Annotated in this window: 14 protein-coding genes; 3 read left to right on the forward strand and 11 right to left on the reverse strand. The window is 45.8% G+C overall.

All coding sequences use genetic code 11. The annotated features are described in order from the left end of the window. Positions 1 to 101 precede the first annotated feature (101 nt). The gene (locus AC1DP6_RS10960) at positions 102 to 2,681 is read left to right on the forward strand and encodes a phosphatidylglycerol lysyltransferase domain-containing protein (protein ID WP_477054830.1); all 2,580 of its coding nucleotides are present in this window, start codon (positions 102 to 104) and stop codon (positions 2,679 to 2,681) included. Between the two features lie 144 nt (positions 2,682 to 2,825). Next, on the forward strand, positions 2,826 to 3,518 hold the full coding sequence (locus AC1DP6_RS10965; RefSeq protein WP_477054831.1) for an AcvB/VirJ family lysyl-phosphatidylglycerol hydrolase: 693 nt from the start codon (positions 2,826 to 2,828) through the stop codon (positions 3,516 to 3,518). A gap of 38 nt (positions 3,519 to 3,556) precedes the next feature. Here AC1DP6_RS10965 and AC1DP6_RS10970 read toward each other — a convergent pair whose 3' ends face one another. From AC1DP6_RS10970 to AC1DP6_RS10990, 5 genes are all read right to left on the reverse strand, one after another. Further along, complete coding sequence (locus tag AC1DP6_RS10970; RefSeq protein ID WP_477054832.1) at positions 3,557 to 4,249, reverse strand: LytR/AlgR family response regulator transcription factor; 693 nt, start codon at positions 4,247 to 4,249, stop codon at positions 3,557 to 3,559. A 444-nt stretch (positions 4,250 to 4,693) separates the two neighbouring features. Further along, positions 4,694 to 4,969, reverse strand: a complete 276-nt coding sequence (locus tag AC1DP6_RS10975) for an HTH domain-containing protein (RefSeq protein WP_133808462.1) — start codon at positions 4,967 to 4,969, stop codon at positions 4,694 to 4,696. 223 nt (positions 4,970 to 5,192) lie between these two features. Beyond that, positions 5,193 to 6,560 (reverse strand): peroxiredoxin family protein, encoded by a 1,368-nt coding sequence (locus AC1DP6_RS10980; RefSeq protein ID WP_477054833.1) that lies wholly within the window; start codon positions 6,558 to 6,560, stop codon positions 5,193 to 5,195. 194 nt (positions 6,561 to 6,754) lie between these two features. Further along, positions 6,755 to 8,938, reverse strand: coding sequence for a DUF5916 domain-containing protein (locus tag AC1DP6_RS10985; RefSeq protein ID WP_477054834.1), 2,184 nt, complete (start codon positions 8,936 to 8,938; stop codon positions 6,755 to 6,757). A 177-nt stretch (positions 8,939 to 9,115) separates the two neighbouring features. Continuing rightward, the gene (locus tag AC1DP6_RS10990; protein WP_477054835.1) at positions 9,116 to 11,728 is read right to left on the reverse strand and encodes a family 20 glycosylhydrolase; all 2,613 of its coding nucleotides are present in this window, start codon (positions 11,726 to 11,728) and stop codon (positions 9,116 to 9,118) included. 302 nt (positions 11,729 to 12,030) lie between these two features. On the opposite strand from AC1DP6_RS10990, the gene AC1DP6_RS10995 reads away from it, so the two are divergent. Continuing rightward, positions 12,031 to 13,614 (forward strand): FMN-binding glutamate synthase family protein, encoded by a 1,584-nt coding sequence (locus AC1DP6_RS10995; protein ID WP_477054836.1) that lies wholly within the window; start codon positions 12,031 to 12,033, stop codon positions 13,612 to 13,614. A 125-nt stretch (positions 13,615 to 13,739) separates the two neighbouring features. Here AC1DP6_RS10995 and AC1DP6_RS11000 read toward each other — a convergent pair whose 3' ends face one another. From AC1DP6_RS11000 to AC1DP6_RS11025, 6 genes are all read right to left on the reverse strand, one after another. Beyond that, positions 13,740 to 14,504, reverse strand: a complete 765-nt coding sequence (locus AC1DP6_RS11000; RefSeq protein ID WP_477021345.1) for an amidohydrolase family protein — start codon at positions 14,502 to 14,504, stop codon at positions 13,740 to 13,742. A gap of 59 nt (positions 14,505 to 14,563) precedes the next feature. Then, the gene (pgl, locus tag AC1DP6_RS11005; RefSeq protein ID WP_441572765.1) at positions 14,564 to 15,289 is read right to left on the reverse strand and encodes a 6-phosphogluconolactonase; all 726 of its coding nucleotides are present in this window, start codon (positions 15,287 to 15,289) and stop codon (positions 14,564 to 14,566) included. Between the two features lie 85 nt (positions 15,290 to 15,374). Continuing rightward, positions 15,375 to 16,880: a glucose-6-phosphate dehydrogenase gene (gene zwf, locus AC1DP6_RS11010; RefSeq protein WP_477054837.1), complete on the reverse strand. Its 1,506-nt coding sequence runs from the start codon at positions 16,878 to 16,880 to the stop codon at positions 15,375 to 15,377. A 24-nt stretch (positions 16,881 to 16,904) separates the two neighbouring features. Further along, on the reverse strand, positions 16,905 to 18,323 hold the full coding sequence (gndA, locus tag AC1DP6_RS11015; protein ID WP_477054838.1) for an NADP-dependent phosphogluconate dehydrogenase: 1,419 nt from the start codon (positions 18,321 to 18,323) through the stop codon (positions 16,905 to 16,907). A gap of 171 nt (positions 18,324 to 18,494) precedes the next feature. Further along, positions 18,495 to 21,074, reverse strand: coding sequence for a phosphoenolpyruvate carboxylase (locus AC1DP6_RS11020; RefSeq protein ID WP_477054839.1), 2,580 nt, complete (start codon positions 21,072 to 21,074; stop codon positions 18,495 to 18,497). 276 nt (positions 21,075 to 21,350) lie between these two features. Then, positions 21,351 to 22,193, reverse strand: coding sequence for an energy transducer TonB (locus tag AC1DP6_RS11025; RefSeq protein WP_477054840.1), 843 nt, complete (start codon positions 22,191 to 22,193; stop codon positions 21,351 to 21,353). Positions 22,194 to 22,733: the final 540 nt, after the last annotated feature.

Consider the following 22,733-nt stretch of genomic DNA (forward strand, 5'->3'; position numbering starts at 1 on the left):
TAAAATCCGCTTAAACTCCGCACAGTTAAGGGATGGCTACTAAAGTTACTGTAACTTTGCAGGTTAGTGCGAACAACCCATTTCACGAAACCTACAAACCTTTGAGAAAGAAATTTTTTACTGCGGCATTCCTGCGCAAGCTTCACCTGAAAGAGCTGCTGGCAGTGTTATTTATATTACTCGCCATTTACTTTTTTCGCTCACAACGCCATGAATTATATTCATTGATTCCTGCTATTGAAAAAGCAGACAGGGGTTGGGTAGTAATAGGAGTAGCTGTTACGCTCGCATACATTTTATTACAGGCCGCCATGTATGTGTTCAGCTTCCGCGCTATAGGCGCCAGACTGGACACCATAAAAAGTACTGAGCTTTTCCTGAAACGCAACCTGTTGTCGGTATTTCTGCCGGCAGGTGGTATCAGTTCACTGGCCTATTTACCACAGAGCTTACGTCGTACACAATTACATAAACAGCAAATACATCAGGCATCCGGCATCTATGGCTTTGTGGGGATATTATCTGTTTTCCTGGTAGGTATTCCTGTAGTGGTGTATTCCATGCTGCATGCCGGCAGTATGAGAGATGCGATTTGGGGACTGGCGGCTATTTGCGGATTATTGTTGAGCGTAGTCCTGTTGGTACGTTCCATGCAAACAAAAGGCAAAGCCTACCAGTTGCTCGTCAAATATTTTCCCGGAGCTGCGCTCCAGGTAGATGAAATTTTTACGTTTCAATTATCCATACCTGCTTTTATGAATACTGTGCTGGCTTCTGTGCTGATAGAAGCAGCAGGGGTGGCACATTTGTACCTGAGTATGCTGGCAGTTGGCGTTACCCCTTCCCTGGAAGCGGCCTGCGTAGGATATATTGTAGCTACTATCTTTCTCATCATATCTCCTTTCCTGCGCGGACTTGGCGCCATCGAATTATCACTGGCCTATCTGCTGAGCAATTATGGCTTCAGCACATTAGAGGCGTTGGAAATCACACTGTTGTTCCGTTTGTTTGAGTTCTGGTTGCCACTGATTGCAGGCATGTTTGCGTTTGCATTGAAAGGTCGTGAGCTGGTACTTCGCTTATTGCCACCAATTCTGATCTTTTTGCTGGGTATGGTAAATATCTTCTCTGTGCTCACCCCGCCACTGGCCAATCGCATGCATTTGCTCCGCGCATATATTCCCGGCACCTCCATACATGCCACCAATTTATTAGTGGTTTTCCTGGGATTGGTATTGCTCGTAACAGCCACCTTCCTTTTCCGGGGATTGCGCAGTGCATGGATAGTGGCGCTCGCAGTATCTATGTTATCAGTGTTTGGCCACATCGGAAAAGCACTTGACTATGAAGAAGCCTCACTGGCACTGGTTACCTGCGTGATATTGCTGATCACCTCCAAACAATACCGTGTAAAAAGTAATCCGCAGCTGGTGAATATTGGCGTAGTAACGGCACTGGCTACTTTATTTGTGGTATTGATTTTTGGTACCATTGGATTTTATTTTCTGAATGTGCGCCACTTTGGGATTGACTTTACCTGGCAGCAATCCATACGTCATGCCTTCCATTGTTTTATGTTGCTGGAAGATGATGGACTGCAGCCGGTTACCCGTTTCGGAAAAGAATTTATGTCGGCGATCAGGGTATTGGGTGTAGGCGCCTGGGCTTTTCTTTTCTATACCATCATCCGCCCTTATCTGCACGTAACACAACAAACCAATACCAGTCTTGAAAAAGCACGCTTCTACCTGAGCCAGTATGGCGATTCTCCCATGGATTACTTCAAGGTAGGACAAGATAAACTGTTGTTTATATCTGATCTGTATGAAGGATTTATTGCTTACCGGGTGGCGGGCAGCTTTGCCATTGTGCTGGAAGAACCGGTATGCAGTGAAAATAATAAACTCGATTTATTGCAGGAGTTTGAACAACAATGCCGTAAGATGGGCCTGCGGCCTGCCTTTTATCGGGTAGATGAAGACAGCACCTATTATTTCAGTCATCTTAAAAAGAAAAAGATGCTGATAGGCCAGGAAGCCATCATGGATATACGCAATTTTACCCTGAGCGGCAAAGACAAAAAATCGTTGCGCAACGGGTTGAATAGTTTGGCCAACAAAGGCTATGTAACTACTTTTCATGTGGCGCCACAAACACCGGCAATGCTGCAGGCGTTAAAATCTGTCAGCGATGAATGGCTGCAGCAATATGAGGTAAAGGAACTTACTTTTTCACAGGGCCTTTTTGATGCCGACAGTATTCGCGGACAGGATGTTATTACTGTTACCGATGCAGAAGGACAGGTAGCCGCCTTTTTGAACATGATCCCTGATTATGCGCCGGGTGAATGTACCTACGATCTTATCCGCAAGCGCTCTGACGCACCCGGTGGCGTAATGGACGCGTTGATTATTGCGTTGATACAGGATGCTCAGCAAAAAGAACTACATTTTCTGAACCTGGGCATGGTGCCGATGTCCGGGATCATTCAACCTGAAAATACTGCGGAGAAAATGGTGAAGTATGCTTATGAGAAATTGCGTTTTTTCCGTCACTACCAGGGGTTACGGGAGTTTAAGGAAAAATATGCTACCGAATGGACCAACAAATACCTGGTATATGAACATGATTTTGACCTGATACAGTTACCTTCTGCGCTGAGCAAAGTAATGCAACCATAAGGATTGTCAGCGCATGCAGTGCCGGTTGGCGGACGAACAATTGCGGAATGGATTTTGTTTCATAAGCAAGCGTTAATTTAGCTGCCAGCCATTAGTGGCTCCCTTTAACAATTGCAAGCAGAAGGCCATATGTTATTATCAGGAATGTTATCTAAAACAGGAAGACTGTTCAGCGGTTTATTATTATTGGCCGTATTACAGGTACATGCGCAAAGCGGGATCAATAACCTCCCTGTGGTTACAAAGGTTCCGGCAGCGGGTACTACAGCACCTCTGATCATCTATATTACCGGTGATGGTGGGATGAAAAAATTTTCTGCCAACGTGATAGAATCCTTTCACCAAAAGAGCTACCCGGTAGTAGCTTTAAATGCCCTTAAATATTTCTGGAGCAAAAAAACACCGCAGCAGGCAGCAAAAGATGTGGCTGCCCTGGTTAAATATTACCAGTCGCAATGGGGCAGTAACCACGGCGTTTTACTGATTGGTTATTCTTTAGGCGCAGATGTGCTGCCATTTATATATACCAGTTTACCTACAGAAATAGCCGCTGAGGTAAAGCAACTGGTATTGCTGTCTCCCTCTTTATATACAGATATGGAAGTGCATGTGTCGGATATGCTGGGGAAGTCCAGTAATAGAGGCCTGAGTGTTCCCGGAGAAATCAATAAAATTACCGATAAGCCTTTATTGCTTGTATTTGGGGCAGAAGAAAAAGACTTTAATTTCTCTGCGCTTAATATTCCTTATCAGAAGCTGATCCTCCCGGGCGGACATGCGTATGATGAAGACGCTAATGGTGTAGCGGGTAAAATACTCACAGCGCTGCATCCCTGATAGGGATGAGTGGGCAAATGCCTTAGTTATCAGTGCAATTACATCGGCAGCTTGTACCGTTTTTCCAGTTCATTTCTCATGGCGGAGGTGAGTGCTATTCTGGCTTCTCCTACCATTACGTGATCCAGATCGAGATGGGTAATATGGCGGAAGCCTACCACAAACCAGCGATGTACCCGCATAAATGCATTGGCGGGTAGCTGGGAGATGATCCAGTCCAGCTTTTCTGTTGTCACCAGTTTTTGATCACCCAGGTGTAGGGTGATATGATCATCCATCACTTCTACATATTGCAGGTCATTATAGAATACCTTTTCATGGCGGTGTTGTGTTTTCAGTATAAAATATTCAGCAGAATATTTTGTGGGGCGGGCGATTCCTTCCATCTCTATGGTATTATATATTTTAGAAATCAAGTCATTCAATGCTGTTTGTGTAAACGGCAACTGCAGGAGCCCGGCCGGCAGAAAATCAAAAGCTCCATGTGGATGCTCGGTATACATCATCATCATAACCGGTAATACATCTTGTGGGCCAGGTGGTGGCGGGAGCGGATCTTCGTAGCTTCCAACAATCAACACATCTATGGTTTGAGCTTCCAGCCAGAAACGTGCGTCTTCCATGGTATTGCAACGGTCTACCAGGTAAACATATGGGATAGCAGACAAAAAATGCTCCAGCTCCCCGAATCCCTCCGGGTCATTACCCAAAATAATACAGTTTAGTACCATAGAGCTGATTTTGGTCAATTATGGGTACGAGAATTTATTCGAGTCAGTTGCCCGCGGACACAGAAGATTTAAGTAGAGCAGGTGACTGAATAGAGACCCGCGTATTATCTAAAATCTAATCTAAACCGCGTTATGAAAAAAGAGTTATTGTTCGCATAATACTTTATCAAAAGCTGACAATATACTTCCCTGATAAAATTGGATCTATTTAAAGTAGGAACAGTTAATCCAATGTTAAGTATTATGGAAAAAGAAGGTGGACAGATAAGCTATTGTCCAAAGAACAACACCTTTCCTGTCCACCACTTTAAGGAGGCTTACATAAAAGATCCTGTAACAACTGTGTTAACAGCTGTGGGTAGATCTAAGGCCCGAAAAACGGGCAGCGTGAGCGCAGGAAAGCTAACAGGGAGGCCGGTTAACTGGTCAGTGCGCGGACCATGTTTACCAAATGTGCAGGAATAAAAGTAACATCGTACTCACGGTGATCAGGTTTTTTGAGAACCTGACGTTGAAGCCGCCTTTTTCTGAGTAGTAGTAACTTTCTTTGTACCGGTCGTACTCAATGGGAGCACCTAACTCCTTCATCATTTTGAGGAATTCATAGAGTGTTCTTTCGGAAATACGAAGCCGCTTGGCTAACTGAGCTGGCTTACCGGTCCCTTTGATCCTGATGAGGTAATCAATGGTTTGTAGTCTGTCAAAATAACGCTTTGGCATGTGGCATAGAGGGGTCTTAACGGTTATTTACTGAATATACGATATGTGCCTTGATTAAACCAGTATTCGCATATATATATTTAAATGTAAATATTAACAAACTGGTTTAAACGGGTTTTTCAAAAAGTAGCTGCGGAACAATGGCGCTGATGCGGTCTAGCTGCGTACGGATATTAAACGTAAGCAGCTTCGTTTTATTGGTTGAATAGTATAAAATAAATGCTTACTGCAGTAATGCTTCATAGATAATATTGGTAAGGGCTGTACCGCGATCAGCTGCGGGATCCGGCGGCCTGGTAGCGTATATTTTTCCATTCTTTCCCACCACAATCAACGATGGATATTTGCTGATATTATATTGCGTTAACACCTCCTGATGCTGCTCATCCGCATACAACAACCATCCTGGCAAATCCTTTACAGTACTACCATTGCAGCAGATATTCACAAACGAAACCATCCCTTCATTGAAGCATGTTTTTACCTCGGAGAGTACCTTCACCAATGAATCCGTGCTGTTGTAGAAGTGCAGTAGCACTACCTTTCCGCTGAATTGTTGCAGACTTACCAACTTCCCCTGCTGATCCGGAAAACTAAAAGCAGGAGCTACACTCCCTTTACTGATTCCTTTTCTGGATCGTCCGTAAATCTTTCCTATAGCCTGTTTGCAGGCATCATCCTGTGCCATCGAGAGGTAGTCCCGCACACACCACTCCTGTTCTTCTGCCTGATTGCCGGCAGCAAAACCCAGGGTAAGTGCATATGCCAGTAGCTTATCCCGGAAACGGCCACTATAATGCGCTTTAATCCATTCATAGATAGCCCTGTTATTGCATTCGAAACGATGTTGTATAAAATAATCTGCCTCCGCTTTTTGCAGCAGATAACTCAAAAACCGTATAGCCATCGCCGTAGTATCTGAAGGTATGATCACCGGAAGTGCAGGCAAAATTTCCCGCTGATAAAAATGTACCTGCCGCTCCTCCATGGTACTATCCGGTGCCGGTGGCAATTTCCACAACGTACTTACCAGCCTCGCCCCAGCTTCTCCCTGCACATGCGCATTCACCAAAGACCAGGTCATGGCAGTGAGGCTATCCCGGTAAACAGCCAATACCTGGCTACCCTTCAACAGTTGTTGCCGGTACGCCCCTGCCAGTGTCTGCGCGGTCGCCTTCACCGGAATGACTACAGCAGCCTGTTCTCTGCCTGCAGCATACATCGCCCTGCAAACAACTGCCCCCTTGCCGGTAAATGATAAACTATCTCCCCGCATATTTATATGTATACTGTCTCCCTCCCGGACCAGGCCATAAAACTGGTATCCGCTTCCGGCATCTACATAAAAAAATACCTGCCTGCCGGCAGATAGTGGCAAACGGAAATAAAAGGAATCCTGTTTTAATAAGGTATCCTGCGTAAGTGCCGGGGAAATACCCGGATCATACCAGTAAGCCAGCGATACATTCCGTACCGGGCGATCTGTTACCCTCCCCGTAATAACGGTGGTGGTTTGTGCTGCAGCGGATCCTGCCAGCAATATGAATACGCAGCATATACGCAGTAGCTGCCCGGGTATAAGAGGACGCATAAAAAGGATTTTAAATGGTAAAATCCCCATGGTAAAGACCACAGGGAGATAATATTCACAACGATAGTAAATGAAAACTTAATATATATTTTAACGGGTATTACCGTTCGATACACCAATTTAGTGGTGCAATGTTAGCAGGAATAAAATACAGAAGTGTTAATCGTTTCTTAACTGTTAATACAAAACCGGATTTAAATATTAAACCAATACACCAGTTTTAGTACCAACGCCCTGTTTCTTACGTAAAAAGGCTCAGGCAGGTAGTTGTCGGTATATACAATAAAAAGGTCGGAGGCGGGCCTATAACGCCATTGGAAGCGGGTATTCAGGTTCATATTTTTCTGCTGCCCATTGTATTGCATAAAGCCGGTAAAAAATAAAGTATTGGTCATGGTCACATCCAAACGGGGGCCCACCAGCCAAAAAGAATTGGTGCCCCAGGGTTTGGGCAGGTTAATATAATTGTAATTGGCACTGAGCGCAATACTTACGTAGGGCTGAAAACGATACCCCAGCTCTGTATTGGTCATCAACCTCGTACCATCTGCATAATACCCCCCATAACGGGCAGATAATGCGTAGGTAAACAAACTCTGAGGCTTGGATACATAATCCGCTCCCACCGTATTCCAGTTATGCTGAGAGCCGGCAAACAGACTATCCTTCCCGGTATTGGTAGGGTCAAACGGCTGCAATAATTTAATATAAGTATTGGAAGCCCATACATTCAGGGTATTGCGCTTGCGGAATACGATCCCATAGTTAAGGATGGTTTCATTATCTGTACGGTGAAGATTTTTCTCATCAAAAAACCAGGTACTGGTTACCTGCGGTCCATGGCTCAGCACCTTGCCGGATAAAGGGAAAAACAGGTGGGTGATCTGCGGCGCTATTTTCACATAGCCCTGCCGGGGCACATAGCCCACTTCTGCATTGTAATTACGCCCTACATACTCATGCTGCCAGCCAATATTCCATTCCTTGCTGGTATATTGCAGATTGGCCGCATGGGCTATATCATGGCCGGTTTTATTCGGACTATACGATTTCAGGAACATGGCCTTTCCGGTCCAGAAGTTATTGGAAGAGGCCAGGTTATATTCCAAACCCATATTCCGGTTGTACCTGTTGTACACCGGATGATCGGTTACCTTCGCCGGATCATAGTTAACCGATTCCTTATTAATGAAAATGAATCCCAGGTTGGAACGGGAAAATACCCGGCGCTGCAAGGCCGCTACGGTAAAGTTCTGTGCCGGCAACCCGGTTTCTTCCTGTTTACCGGTTTGCATATTCATGATGCCCAGCCGCCAGTCCTTATTGATCTTTCCACTCAAACGGGCGCCAAAATGAATAGGCACGCCCCCCAGCCCGATACGCCTGGAGAAAAAAGGACGAATGGTGGAATAACCGAAATTAGAAAACTGATCCCCGTTTTCGAGGAAGAACTGCCGCTTCTCCGGATAGAATAACTCAAAGCGATCGAGGTTGGTCACCTGCTTGTCTACATCTACCTGCGAAAAATCCGGGTTTACCGTCAGATCCAGATTCAGGGAAGAGGTTACTGCTACTTTGGCATCCAGCCCTGCATCCCGGCGATATTTTTCTTTGGTCCCTTTATCATAATCCTTAGAGATCCCTCCCAATAAATAAGGAATCAATGATACATTGGCACCCGCTTCCGGTGGCGCCGCATCCCAAACGAGACTACCCGTATATGCCAGCGATGCAGTGGCAAACTGCCTTGGTACCGGCGCCCAGGCCGACTTCTCCGTTGTTTTCAGGTCATTGCGGCTAAAGTTAATTCCCCATTTGGTAATCCCTTTTTTATACCGGATGGTTTTAAAAGGAATAGCTGCTTCAAATACCCATTTATCCGGATAATTTTTCACCACAGAGGACCACTTATTATCCCAGCTCAGATCCACTTTCCCCCCATCATACATTAACCCATCCCATTGTGCACCGGCAGCGTTTGCGCCAAAAGAAAAACCATTGGTCTGGTCATCAAACGGATCCATGAACAACAGGAAATTATCATTCTTGAGAAAAGCAAAATCTCTTCTCAACGACTCTACCATATAAGGCCCCTCTCCGGTGGTATAATTTTCCACCAGCAGGTAAATATTCTTGTCATCATATGTCATCCGTACATCTGTGCGTAGCCTGGCCAAACTGGTATCCATAGGCAATACCATATGAAACTGCTGCGTCACATCTGCCTGCTGCCAGGCCGCCTCATCTATTACGCCATCTATCTTTACCGGTGAAACCGCCTTACGCATCTGCAATTGATACGATTCATTTTTCTTTTGCGCCATTACAGTGATACCAAACAGGCTACAACAAAATACTAGTGGAATGATACGAAACATCAGGTCGTTATGGGTTGAACAAACAAAATACAAAAATTGAAAAAGGAGGAAGTAAAAAAGGGATGAATGGGGAAACAGCTTTTAGCTGTTAGCAAAATGCAGCGAATATGAACTGGTATACTGTTTCATATTCGCTGCATTTTGCTAACAGCTAAAAGCTAATGGCTAAAAGCTATTCTATAACTTATTATTTTTCATTTGAGTATCTGCCATAGGAACCTTTACAGTAGTAGTTCTGCTGCTACGGCCACGTGCGCTGAACACCTTCATTTTTACCACTTTTCCACCTGCGGATACGGGTGCAGTGTACAGTGGGCTTTTTAACGTAGGCTCTTCACCGTTAGTAGTGTACCTGATCTGCAGACCAGGCATTTGTACATTAGCGGTAACTACACCATTTTCTACAGCAGTACCTGCGGTAGGAATACGCCAGTTAAAGCCTCCATCGTAATAATCCAGACGAGGCATTTCGCGTTTTCCCATTACATTGCTGAACACGCTCCATGCCTGTGCATATAACGCATCTGCCTTAGCCGGATCTTTTTCGGTAGCCCAGGCTGGGTCCTGCGCCCATGCACGTTCTGCAAGGCCCAGTAATTTAGGCAGCATCATGTATTCCATACGGTCAGAGCTGGTAACAGTTTCACTCCACAACAACCCTTGTATACCCGGAATATTGGAGGCGCCGAAACCAGTTAAGCGGTCTTTACCTACAAACAGTTCTGCTGTTACCGGATTCCCTCTGCCATCTACTTTTGAATTTTTGTAGTAGTCGAAAGGAATGAAATAAAATGGCTTATCCACATCTACAAAACCACCCCAGTAGAAACCTGGTTCATCAAAAGATTTCATGTAAGCCATGTCAAAATAAAAATTGCTCACACCAGACAGGATCACCTTGTAGCCTGCGTTTGCCAGCCGGTATGATAAATCTTCCTGACCACCACCGATCACATTATTCCACACGTTCAACTGAAAATTATCGTTCACAAAATCCGGATTAGGAATACTTTGTGCCTCTCCGTTCAGAGAAGTTTTACGCATACCTGCTTCCTCCCATCCGGCTACGGTTAAGCCACGTGCTTTCACCAGATCATTTACTTTACGATAGTAATAATACCAGAGATCATTTACGCTGGTAAGAGATTTATCCTGTTGCATCAATGCGATACAAGCGGGTGATTTTTCAAACACACCACCAGGAACTTCATCGCCACCCATATGCACAGCGGAGAGCGGCGCTCCTGCTTCTTTATACATGGACTGCAGCTCTTCCACTACCTTATCGAGGAAATGATAAGTAGAAGGTAACGCTACGTTCATCACATTATCGTTCCAATATTGTACAGAGTGATAATCAGATTTATCCTGCAAATCAGTGAGTAAATATTCGCTGGCTTCCTGATCCTTACCCGCCGCTTTGAGGCGGTAGTAGCGGGACTCCATTGATTTCACCGCAGCGCGCGCATGGCCCGGACTTTCTATTTCCGGTAATACGCGTATATGCCTGGCCGTTGCATACCGGAGAATTTCGATAAAATCATTGCGGCTGAAATAGCCCGTGCCGGCTGTATTGCTGGTATCGGGACCTGAGCCGTAAGACGGTGGCAGCATATTTTTCCAGTCGGTGCTATGTCCGCGTTTTGCCCCTACTGTCGTTAACTCCGGCAATGAAGGGATTTCCACGCGCCAGCCTTCATCATCACTGAAGTGGAAGTGTAAGATGTTTAATTTGTATAGGGCCATCAGATCCAGTATGCGCAACATATCCCGTTTGTTGTGGAAGTTGCGGGCTACGTCAATCATAAAAGCACGATAACCGAAACGGGGTTCGTCCGTTACTTCTACGCCTGGAATGCTGATCGATTTTTGTACTCCCGACCAGGCAGCAGGTGCGATCAGTGTTTTCAGTGATTGAATGGCATAGAAGGCGCCTGCCTCGGTACCTGCTTTAATAACGATACCCTGGGGACTTACCTTCAGGCTATACCCTTCTGCCTTACCCGCCAATGCGGCATCATAGGTAAATTCAACCGGTACATTGCCTTGCGCACGTTTACCTAACAACTGCTGTAATTCTTCTTTCAGCACATTGGCACTTGCCGAAAGCTGCGGATCCGCTTTAATAACAGGAAATGCATCCAGTACCAGGCTATTGCCGGCAGTGGTATAAGATACCGGGGTTGGAAATACCAGCGGCAACTGTGCCACCGGAATATCTTTTACTGCGGTATTCTGTTTAAATATATCCGTGGGCGTTACTACCGCTGTTTTGTCGCCGGGATAGCGCATTAGCTGTTTAGCGGTGGTAGAAGGACGAATAATATAATCTTTAATCGGTACGCCTTTTTCCGGCTGTGCATCCCAAACGAGATACAAACCTGCCGGAGCATCTGTAAAATTCACGGCCCAGGCATCGCCGGTGATCCCCAGTTTGAGGGAGTCGCCGGGAGCAATACCATTAAAGCCATCAGCGGGTGTAAAACGGTACAGGTCACCGTTAATATGTTCTACTTTCACATGACCAGGCAATTCGCCGGGTGTTACCATCCTTACAAAATTGAAATACAGTTGCCATCCTTTAGCTGGAAAGGGCTTGTTGGTGGTATTTACAAAAGTAAAAGCCGACAGGAAGTTGTCCTGCCCCTGGTAGTGGTTTTCCACCACTTCCCAGCTGGTTTTCAGACGTGAAACATCATAGGGGGATTGTTGTGCCAGTACAACTGCTACAGTACTGAACAGGAGCATACCCGTTGCTATCAACTTACCAAGATAATTGTATCTTTTCATGTTGTGGATTGATTAGAGAATTGGCTTATTTTGAAAGATAATAAAATAATTTAAAAACTAGCGGTTGATTAATTTGATCAACGGGATTTTTGGGATAAACGGAGAGAAAGGAAAGTTGGCGTGCGAGTTTGGGGATACGGCGATAAAACAATCACCATCCGGCCTCCGAAATAAAACAGATTTAACAAATTTATCTGACGTGCGTTAATTAGTTTTATAGGACAATGCAGCATAATAGATAAGGAAGTATTCAACGATCTCCCTCGGCGGGGAGCATTAAAAAATTACAAAAATCTCGTTCCATGGTTAAAGCATTTATCGGATTTTCATGTGTGAGCTTAGCTATTGTCATCGGCTTAGGCTTATTTTTTCCCTGGGTATTCTGGCTATTGATCCTTGTAGTACCTATTGTAATAATGGGCGTACTGGATATGCTTCAAACGAAACATGCCATTATCCGCAACTACCCGGTAGTAGGCCGTGCGCGTTACTGGATGGAAGCATTGCGCCCAAAAATTTACCAGTATTTTGTAGAGAGTGATATAGATGGCAGCCCGATCAACCGGGTAGATCGTTCCACCATTTACCAGCGGGCCAAGCGGGAACTGGATTCCCAACCCTTTGGCACCCAGTTCAATGTGTATGCAGAAGGTTATGAGTGGATGGCGCATTCTATTCAGCCACAGAATTTTGATAACCTGGAGAAGGACCCTCGCGTAACATTTGGCGGGAAAGACTGTAAACAGCCCTATTCCGGCAGTATCCTGAATGTAAGCGCTATGAGTTACGGATCGCTTAGTTCCAACGCCGTACAGGCCTTAAATGGCGGCGCTAAGATCGGGAACTTTGCACATAACACCGGCGAAGGCGGGATCAGTGATTTTCACCTGAAACAGGGTGGTGACATTATCTGGCAGATAGGTACTGGTTATTTTGGTTGCCGGGAAGAAGATGGTAATTTTTCTGATAGTCTTTTTGCAGAAAAAAGTGCGCTGCCGCAAATTAAAATGATAGAACTGAAAATTTCCCAGGGCGCCAAACCTGGCCATGGTGGTATATTACCTGCCGCCAAAAACACACCGGAGATTGCAGAAATCCGTCATGTGAAACCTTATACAACGGTATTCTCTCCTCCTTATCATAAAGCATTCGGCAGTCCGCGGGAAATGATGCTGTTTATACAGCGCCTGCGGGAACTGAGCAAGGGTAAACCTGTTGGCTTCAAACTATGTATAGGCCAACCGCGGGAGTTTTATTCCATCTGCAAAGCGATGGTAGAAACAGATATCTATCCCGATTTTATTACGGTAGATGGTGGAGAAGGTGGTACAGGTGCAGCGCCGCCTGAATTCTCCAACTCTGTGGGTATGCCACTGATGGATGGACTCTCCTTTGTGCATGATACGCTGACGGGTTTTAATATCCGTCATCATATGAAAATCATTGCTTCCGGCAAAATACTGACGGGCTATCATATGCTCCGTGCCATGGCGCTGGGCGCCGATACCTGCAACAGTGCCCGTGCCATGATGATGGCGCTGGGATGTATCCAGGCATTGGTATGCAATACCAATAAATGTCCTACCGGCGTGGCTACCCAGGACAAATGGTTATCCGCCGGGCTGGTAGTAGACGATAAAAAACACCGCGTGGCCAACTATCACCGCGACACTATTGAGAGTGCCATAGAACTGGCTGGTGCAGCCGGTTTACGGGACCCGCATGATATTACAAGACGGCATATTTTCCGCCGCGTATTTATGAACCAGGTGAAAACTTTTGAAGAAATTTATCCGAGTACAATGCCAGGTGCTTTATTGAACGGGCAAATGCCGGAACATCTGAAAAAAGAAATGGAAACAGTGGGGATTGATAACTGGGGATAAAGAGGAATTACGAATTACGAATTACGAATTACGGCTTTGTGAGTAGACAGTAAACACGGGTATTATCCGATGTTATCTACTCACAAAGCCGTAATTCGTAATTCGTAATTCGTAATTCTTAATTCTTAATTCTTTCCTACAGGTTTATATAATGCCAGTGCATTTTCCCTGCATATTTTCGCTGCAATATCCGTTGGAAAATTGTTAAGGATCAACTGCAGGTCTGTTGCTGCGAATGGTCGAGGAGCTCTGGTAGAAGGCAGATCTGTACCAAATAACAGTGCGCCGGCATTGATAGCGGTTATCTGGCGCATGGCCGTTAGCACGTCAAAATCACAGCGGCTGAAACCAGTAGCTTTCACCCTGGCTCCTTTTTCTACCAGTGGCAATAAATATTTGAGTCCTGCTTTGGATAATCCCAGGTGATCGATCACTACTGCGGGTAATTTATGCAGTGTGGTAGATAATCCAGGTAGCTGGCGGGAGTCCACATATAATTCCACATGCCATTTCACGAGATCATATACACGTAATCCCAGTTGTTCCAGGAATTTTACACTTTCAGAACCTCCGCGTTGCACATTAAACCTGACGGCACGTATGCCCGCGTTATGGAGGGCGATAATTTCCTCATCGGTTGTACTGGCTGGTATCTGTGTAACGCCAACATAACCGGGTCCCAGTTGCTTCAGTGCTTCCAGCAAATACGCCTGATCGAATCCCTGGAAGGAACCTGATACCACTGCACCACCTTGTATATTCAACGGCCCTACCTGTTGCTGATAGTCGGCAACAGAAAAATCTGCTGGCAAATACCCTTCGTTAGGCTGCAATGGGAACCGGTGATCAATGATATGCAGGTGTGCGTCAAATACGGGCTTATCAAACATAATCTCATCGTTGTTGTTACAGTCACAAGCTACAGAAAATAGCTGAAAGCAGAAAGCACCTAAATCTCCATCGCGCCGGCAGCCGCTTCGTCCACAAACCAGTGTAATTCACCTTCTTCCGGTCTGATGAGCTGGGAAGGGAATTTCTCCGCATCAAAAGTACCTTCAATCACATTTTTCAGTGTAATGGCCTTATTGGCGCCGGTGGTGAGAAATACTACGCAGGCTGCCCTGTTGACTACTGGTGCAGTTAAAGTAATGCGGTACATGTTCTGTGCTTCCAGGAAAAATGCTTTTACCCAGGCTTTTTGCTCCTTTACTACTGGCGTACCGGGAAACAGGGACAGGGTATGTCCATCATCTCCCATACCCAGTAATACCAGGTCAAAAGTGGTATCTTCTTTTCCGAAATAGGATTTCAGGACTTTTTCATACTCCTCCGCGGATGCTTCCGGACCAATATCTGTGCGCATCACGTGGATATTTTCAGGATTAACCCCTACTTTATCCAGCAGCTCCAGGTAGGCCATACGGGCATTATTGCGTTCATCTTCAAAGGGTACATCTCTTTCATCTCCCCAGAAAAAATGTATTTTTTCCCATGGAATAACCATGTTATAAGGGGCTTTGGCCAGCAGGCTATATAATTGTTTAGGGGTACTGCCTCCGGATAATACAAAGGTAAAACGCTCCTGTGTTTGTAGTACTTCCAGTATGTAGTTGCTGATCCATGCAGCTACGTTTTCACTCAGTTGTGCAGGATCTTTGGCGATGTGTAGTTCCATAAGAAGAATGGAATTACGAATTACGAATTACGAATTACGGTCCTTCGCGGATATCCGTAATTCGTAATTCGTAATTCGTAATTCTTTATTTAGTGGGTAAATTAATCCAGGTATGACCATCACGGGCAACGAGTGCATCTGCATCATCGGGGCCCCATGAATCTGGTGCATAGTTCGGGAAGTCCTGCGGAGTGCGGTTTTCCCATGTTTCCAGGATAGGCATAATCACTTTCCAGGCGGCATCTACCTGGTCGCCGCGCATGAACAGGGTAGCATCACCTTCCATTACGTCCAGCAGCAGTGTTTCATATGCTTCCGGTGCATGTTCGCCATTGGCGGCATCGTAGTTAAAGGTCATATCTACCGGGTCCAGTGTCATGGTTTGTCCCGGGCGTTTTGCCTGGAAGCGGATCCGTATATCCATTTCCGGCTGGATGCTGATGGTGAGCCTGTTAGGGCGCCATGTTTGTGCAGCTTCCATCGGGAAGGAATAAGGAGGTGCCTCCTTAAAGGTGATAATGATATTGGTGGCTTTCTGGTGCAGGTATTTTCCGGTACGTACATAGATCGGAACACCCTGCCAGCGCCAGTTGTCGATATAAAACTTAACTGCTGCGTACGTATCAATGTTGGATTTGGGATCCACGCCTTTCTCCTCACGATAGCCAGGCACTTTATCCCCTTTCATCCAGCCGGCAGAATACTGTCCGCGAACCGCGTGCTCATGCACCTTATCCGGTGTGATACGACGGATGGCATTCAGTACATCCACTTTTTTGTTACGCACTTCATTGGCATCGAAAGATACCGGTGCTTCCATGGCCAGGATACACATGATCTGCAGAATATGGTTCTGCACCATATCACGCAGGGCTCCTGCCCTTTCGTAGTAACCGCCACGACCTTCCAGGCCTACGCTTTCAGCAGCAGTGATCTGGATGTTATCAATGTAGTTGCGGTTCCATACGGGTTCGAACAAGGCGTTCGCAAAGCGGAAAGCCAGAATATTCTGAATCGTTTCTTTACCGAGATAGTGATCTATACGATAAATCTGTTCTTCTGTAAATTTCTTTGACAGCAGTTCGTTCAGTTCATGTGCACTTTGCAGGTCATGACCGAAAGGCTTTTCCACCACAATGCGGGTGCAATGTTTATCCGTACACAGGTTCAGCTCACCCAAACGGGTAGCAATATTAGGTACCAGTTGTGGTGCTACTGCCAGGTAAAAGATGACGGTAGGATGTACGCCCCATTCTGCTTCTTTGGTGGTAACAAAATCGGTGATTTTGCTATAGGAAGCAGGATCTTCTGCATCCATCTGCAGATAAGTAACATGATTGCTGAAATCTTTCCAGTGACCATTCTGCTCGCCCTTCCGACGGGAAAACTTACTGATCCCTTCCAACAAATGTTTATTATAATCTTCGTTGCTGTAAGGGCTACGGCCTAAACCTGCTATTGCAAACTGCTCAGGCATCCACTCATCTAAAAAAAGATTGTATAACGCAGGCGTTAGTTTCCGGTAGTTTAAATCGCCACTGCCTCCGAATATAAAAAGGATGGAAGCAGGCGGGCGTTTATGGATCTGCATAATTTTAATTAAAGATGAACATGTTTAGTGTTGCTGCCACTCCGTGTGAAAAGTGCCAGGCATATCAATACGCTGATAAGTATGCGCACCAAAATAATCGCGTTGTGCCTGTATCAGGTTAGTAGGCATACGACTGGTACGGAAAGCATCGAAATAAGACAATGCAGACATGAAGCCACCCACCGCCACACCTGCGGCGGCAGCCTGTGATACTACACTGCGGGTGTTGCTTTCTACTGACTGTACCAGGTAAGCTACGCCTTCATCCAGCAGGATATTTCCCAGGTCAGCATTTTTCTGGTAGGCTTGTGTAAATACTTCCAGCAGGGTAGAACGGATGATACATCCGCCTCTCCATACTTTCACCACTTCCGGTAATGGAATTTCCATTTTCAGATCAGCAGATGCTTCACGCAGCATGGCCAATCCCTGTGCATAGCTCAGGATGGTAGCGAAATACAGGGCATCATGCACCTGTTTGATCCACATTTCAGCAGGAACGTGCAGGGTATTTTCCGGTGCTTTGTACAACGCCTCGGCCTGTAAACGCTGTTCTTTATAACCAGAGAGCGTACGCATGGCTACCGCTGTATCAATAACAGGTACTGCCACCGGGAGTTCCATCGCATCCTGTGAAGTCCATTTGCCGGTACCTTTGGAACCTGCTTTATCGGAAATCACATCTACCAGGCGTTTGTCTGTTTTATCGTCATCCTGCAGGAAAATATCTGCAGTAATTTCTACGAGGAAAGACTGTAAAGCGCCCTGGTTCCAGCTTTTGAACACTTCATGTAACTGGTCGTTGTTCAGTCCGGCGCCTTTTTGTAACAAGGCATAGCTTTCACTGATCAGTTGCATGATGGCATATTCAATACCATTATGTACCATTTTCACATAGTGGCCGGCGCCTTCTTTACCAAGATATGCTACGCAGGGAACATCCTTTACTTTGGCAGCAATTGCTTCCAGCATAGGTTTCACCTTGGCATATGCATCGAGATCGCCTCCAGGCATAATGCTGGGGCCTGTACGGGCACCCTGCTCACCACCGGAAACACCCATACCCATAAAATGGATACCTTTCGGACGGAGTTCCTGCACACGGCGCAAGGTGTCGGTGTAGTGGGAGTTACCACCATCTATCACCACGTCGCCCTGCTCCAGCAGCGGCAACAGGGATGCGATTACGTCATCTACCGGTTGACCCGCTGGTACCAGCATCATCAATTTGCGGGGACGCTCCAGCAACTGTACCATAGTGGCCAGCTCTGCTACGCCTTTAACAGTAGTACCGGGGGTGGCGGCTGCTTCCAGTGCGCTGTTCTTGGCAGCGTCTTTATCAAAGCCGATAACGGAAAAGCCATGATCTGCCATATTCAGCAACAGGTTTCTACCCATTACGCCGAGGCCAATCATTCCAAAGTCATATAAGCTGTTTGCCATATATAGAGAAGTTACTTAAGGAGGTGTAAAAGTATGGAAGAATTACGAAATAAGAATTACGAATTAGGAATTACGAATTACGGATTTGTGGGAAGATAATAGCGGATGACCTTCGCGTTTACTATCCTCCTACAAATCCGTAATTCGTAATTCCTAATTCGTAATTCTTTTTTACGCCGAGTTTCTGCCCGCGTTAATAATACCGAAAGAACAACGCATGATGAGCTTTTCGTAGGTTTCTCTGCCATGACCGTTGTCGGCATGTGAATCCAGCTCACGGATGCGGGTAAGCGCATATTGCTGCGTAGTGAGCAAAGGCAACACAATCCTTTCCCTCATCTGAATAGAAAGCAGGTCAATAGGGCTGCCTCCCATCAGTTCAGACTCATTGGTGAGCCGGAGCAGGTATTTTTTTGCGAGTTCAAATTCACTATTGATCATCTGCCACACTTCTCCGTACTGCGGATGCTGGGCCAGGTAAGCTGTCAGCGGGAAATAACTTTTCTTCATCGCCATTTCACAGTTATCCAGCAAGGTTCTGAAAAACAGGGAATGTTTGTACAAAGCGGCTATATCTTCCCATTTACCTTGTTTATCCAACTGCTCCAGTGCACTGCCCACACCGTAATACCCTGGTACATTTTGTTTCAGCTGACTCCACGCGCCTACATAAGGTACTGCCCTCAGGTCATTGAGATTGAGTTTGGCAGAGGCATTACGTTTGCTCGGGCGGCTGCCGATATTGGCTTCCGCATAGTAACGCAGCGGACTGGCATGATCCAGGTACGCCAGGAAGTGCGGATGTGTTTTTAATTTGTTGTAAGACTTATATCCTTCATCCGCCAGTAATTGCAACAGGTCTTCTTCTGCTTTGCTCAGGGTTACATCACGGGAAGAAAACAGTTCATTGCTGATACCGGCATGAATCAGCTGTTCCATATTGAATTGTGCCGCATCCACGGTACCAAAGTTAGAGCTGATGGTCTGGCCCTGAATGGTTTGCTGAATTTCTTTATTGGCAATATTTCTACCCATAGAGGCATAGAACTGATGCGTTTTCCCACCACCACGTGCCGGAGGACCTCCCCTGCCATCGAAGAACACCACGCTGATACCATAGTCTTTGGATATTTTGGTCAGTTCCTCTTTTGCTTTGTAGATGCTCCAGTTGGCCATCAGGTAACCACCATCTTTGGTACCATCTGAGAAGCCCAGCATAATGGTTTGTTTACACTGGCGACGGCGCAGGTGCTCACGGTATTCTTTATTTTCATACAGCAGCTTCATCACCTGTCCGGCATGACGAAGGTCATCGATCGTTTCAAACAACGGTACAATGTCTACTGTGATTTCTTCCTTCTTCCAGCCGCTGAGCAGGAACATACCGTATACTTCCATCACATTGAGTACGCTGGTACTGTGACTGATAATATAACGGTTACATCCTTCTTCCCCGTTGGCAGCCTGTATTTCTTTAATGCCGGCAATGGTTTGCAACGTATCCTGGTGCAATGGATTTTCCAGCACCATCGGATCTATTGCTGCTGGAACATTTAGCAGTGCATCGATCTTTGCGTTCTCGTCAAGCGAAGTATAGTTACCTGGTAAGGCATCGGTTTTAGCGGCCACGGCTTCCAGCACAGCTTCGTGTACTGAGCTGTCCTGGCGTATATCCAGGGAGGCAAAGAACAATCCGAAGATTTCTACTTTGCTGATCAGGTTTTCCACGAGATGTACAAACAGGCCGTTGTGGTCGGCGATGATGGTACGGCGTATATCCGACAACGTATCCAGGATTTCCTGGCGGCTGATATCCGCTTTATGGCCGGGAATAAAGAGATTGCGGGATAATTTTGATTCCAGTGCAGCCACTACATTTTCTACACCTTTAAAGGTAAGGCGACGGCGCAGGTTACGTACTTCGCGGAAATAACATTTCATCACGGAAGAGCGCAGCGCGGCAGCCACTTCCAGGGTGGTAGGCGCTTTTACAAACGGGTTACCGTCCCGGTCACCGCCAGGCCAGAAGCCCATACGGATCAGGGAATTATCACTGCTGATCGCACCGGGAAACTGTGCCCGGATAGACGAGAGGATACGGCCGGCTGACTGGTAAAATATATTTTCGAGGAACCACACCAGACTGATAGCCTCATCATACGGCGTGGGTTTTTCTTTTTTGAAGAAAGGTGTTTTACCCAGCTGCTGCAGGTACATATTTACCTGGCTGGTATTTTCATCGATGAGGGCTTTAGACAGGTCGTTGATAATGCCCAATACCTCGCTCGGATAAAACTGGGTAGGATGCGCGGTAAGTACGAGTCGTACGGAAAAATCTTTCAGTTTCTGGGTCAGCTGTTCCTGGGCTTGTTCCTGTATTACTTCTGATTGCAGGTGGCGCAGGGTTCCGGCGCCTTGCAGGTCGCGGATATTACGGAAGGCTGCATCTTCGAGTGCATCAAATAATACGACTTGTCTTTCTGCATACTGCACAAAGCGGAATAACAGGTCCGTCCGCTGTTTTTCTTCGGTATAGGTAGTATACTGCTGAAAAAAGGAATCCATAATTTCCTGCGGGCTGTTGCCCTTGGCGTATCCTTCTTCGCAGTGAAGCAGGAACAGGGACAGGAAGATACCTGTCTTTTCCACCCGGTGGAAAGGCAATGAGGTGAAGAGACTATTATACAGCTGAAACTTTGTACCAACGAGGTTTTTGAACTGTTGCAGCGAATTATTTACCGGCGCTTCCATACTAATTATCCGTTTATAGTGCTAAAGAAGAAGACTAAGCGGTCGTGAAATTAATAATTATTACGGTAATTTTTGAGTTTTTTGATTTTTGTTTGATATATATACAGAAAGTTTGAATATTATCAAATAAAATGACCTAAAAAAGCCAATCCCGGCCACTTTTATGTGAGCCGGGACTGGTATCAGGAATTAGAATGCGCAGGTTAAATGGATGTAAGCCGGATTAACAGGAATAAAAATTAATGTGTTGATAACATAGTCATCGCGTAAAGGCCACTATTGATTGAGCTGAAACCGGATCGGCAGGTTAAAGAATACGGCCACATTTTGTCCGTTTTGTCTGCCAGGTTTCCATTTGGACATATTGCTAACTACTCTTATTGCTTCGTCTTCGAGGCCACCACCTTTGGGAGCACCTACTGTTTTCACATTGCTGATGCTACCATCGCGGTTCACCACAAACTGAACAAAAACGGTTCCCTGTATTTCATTTTCCTGGGCAACATGAGGGTACTTCATATTTTTGCTAAGATATTTCATCAGTGCGGTTTCTCCACCAGGATACTCCGGCATGATTTCTACGAAAATCATAGGGCCGCTTGCATCAGGTGCCACTGCTTCAGATTTTACAACGCCTGTTCCACCACGGTCACTGGTGCCCAGATCTATATTATTGATGTCTCCATCTGCACCTTCTCTATTTTCAACAGCGATTGCTTTGTTACCGATATCAGCCATCCGTGGAGGCATTTCCTCCGGCGCAACATCTCCGGCAACAATCTTTGGATCTACATAACTAACTGCAGCTACTGCTGGTGGCGGTGTATTCTGAACTGGTGGTGGCGGTGGGATTACCGGGTCAGGATCAGGTAATTTTATATCATCCAGTTTGATTACCTCCTTAGTAAACACCGGAGGATGTACATTTCCGGCAGCCATCAATGTGTTGTTCAACACATAGCCACCAATCATTACTAACATAATAGAAGCGGTACCTATTATTGCATTGCGAACGCGTTTGTCGTAACGACTGCGGAGTTCATAGGCCCCATAATCTTTATTCCTTCCATAGAAGAGAATGTCGAGGAATTCATTCCCCGGGATCTTAGTTGAGTCCATAGTAATTTGTTTTTTAATTAGATGTTACAGTGAAATACTTTCCATAAGGTTTATGAAAATATTTTTTCCGGGAGAGGGGAAACGCAATGGTGTATATAATATAAGCGCGTGTGGACCGCAGTAGTTAGCAGGGCGCAACCATATATATCAGAAAGATGAAGAAAACAACAGTGATGACTATACGGCAAATGAAAAATAAAATGGTATTATAACGTCAATGGATATATGATAATTAATAAAAACGGGCAAACAAATCATACAGGGTATACCCAAAATAGAAGTCCCGACACGTGTCGGGACTTGCTGGCACTGGGGACCTTACCTGGAAACAAGTGGTTCCTTCTATTTTAATTAGGCTTTCCGAAAAAGGTATAGACGTACACGTTACTTCGTGTAGGTTGACCGCTCCCGGATGAATGTCTTGAATAACGGTTGGTTGGGAAGCAGTCTTAAATCAGTTTATATACTTCAGTTTTCGGGGCCGCCACCAACAAAACCCACCAGAATTGTTTGAGGCAACGCCCCTTTGAACTGAAGTCG

The sequence above is a fragment of the Chitinophaga sp. 01L420 genome, from assembly GCF_056399985.1.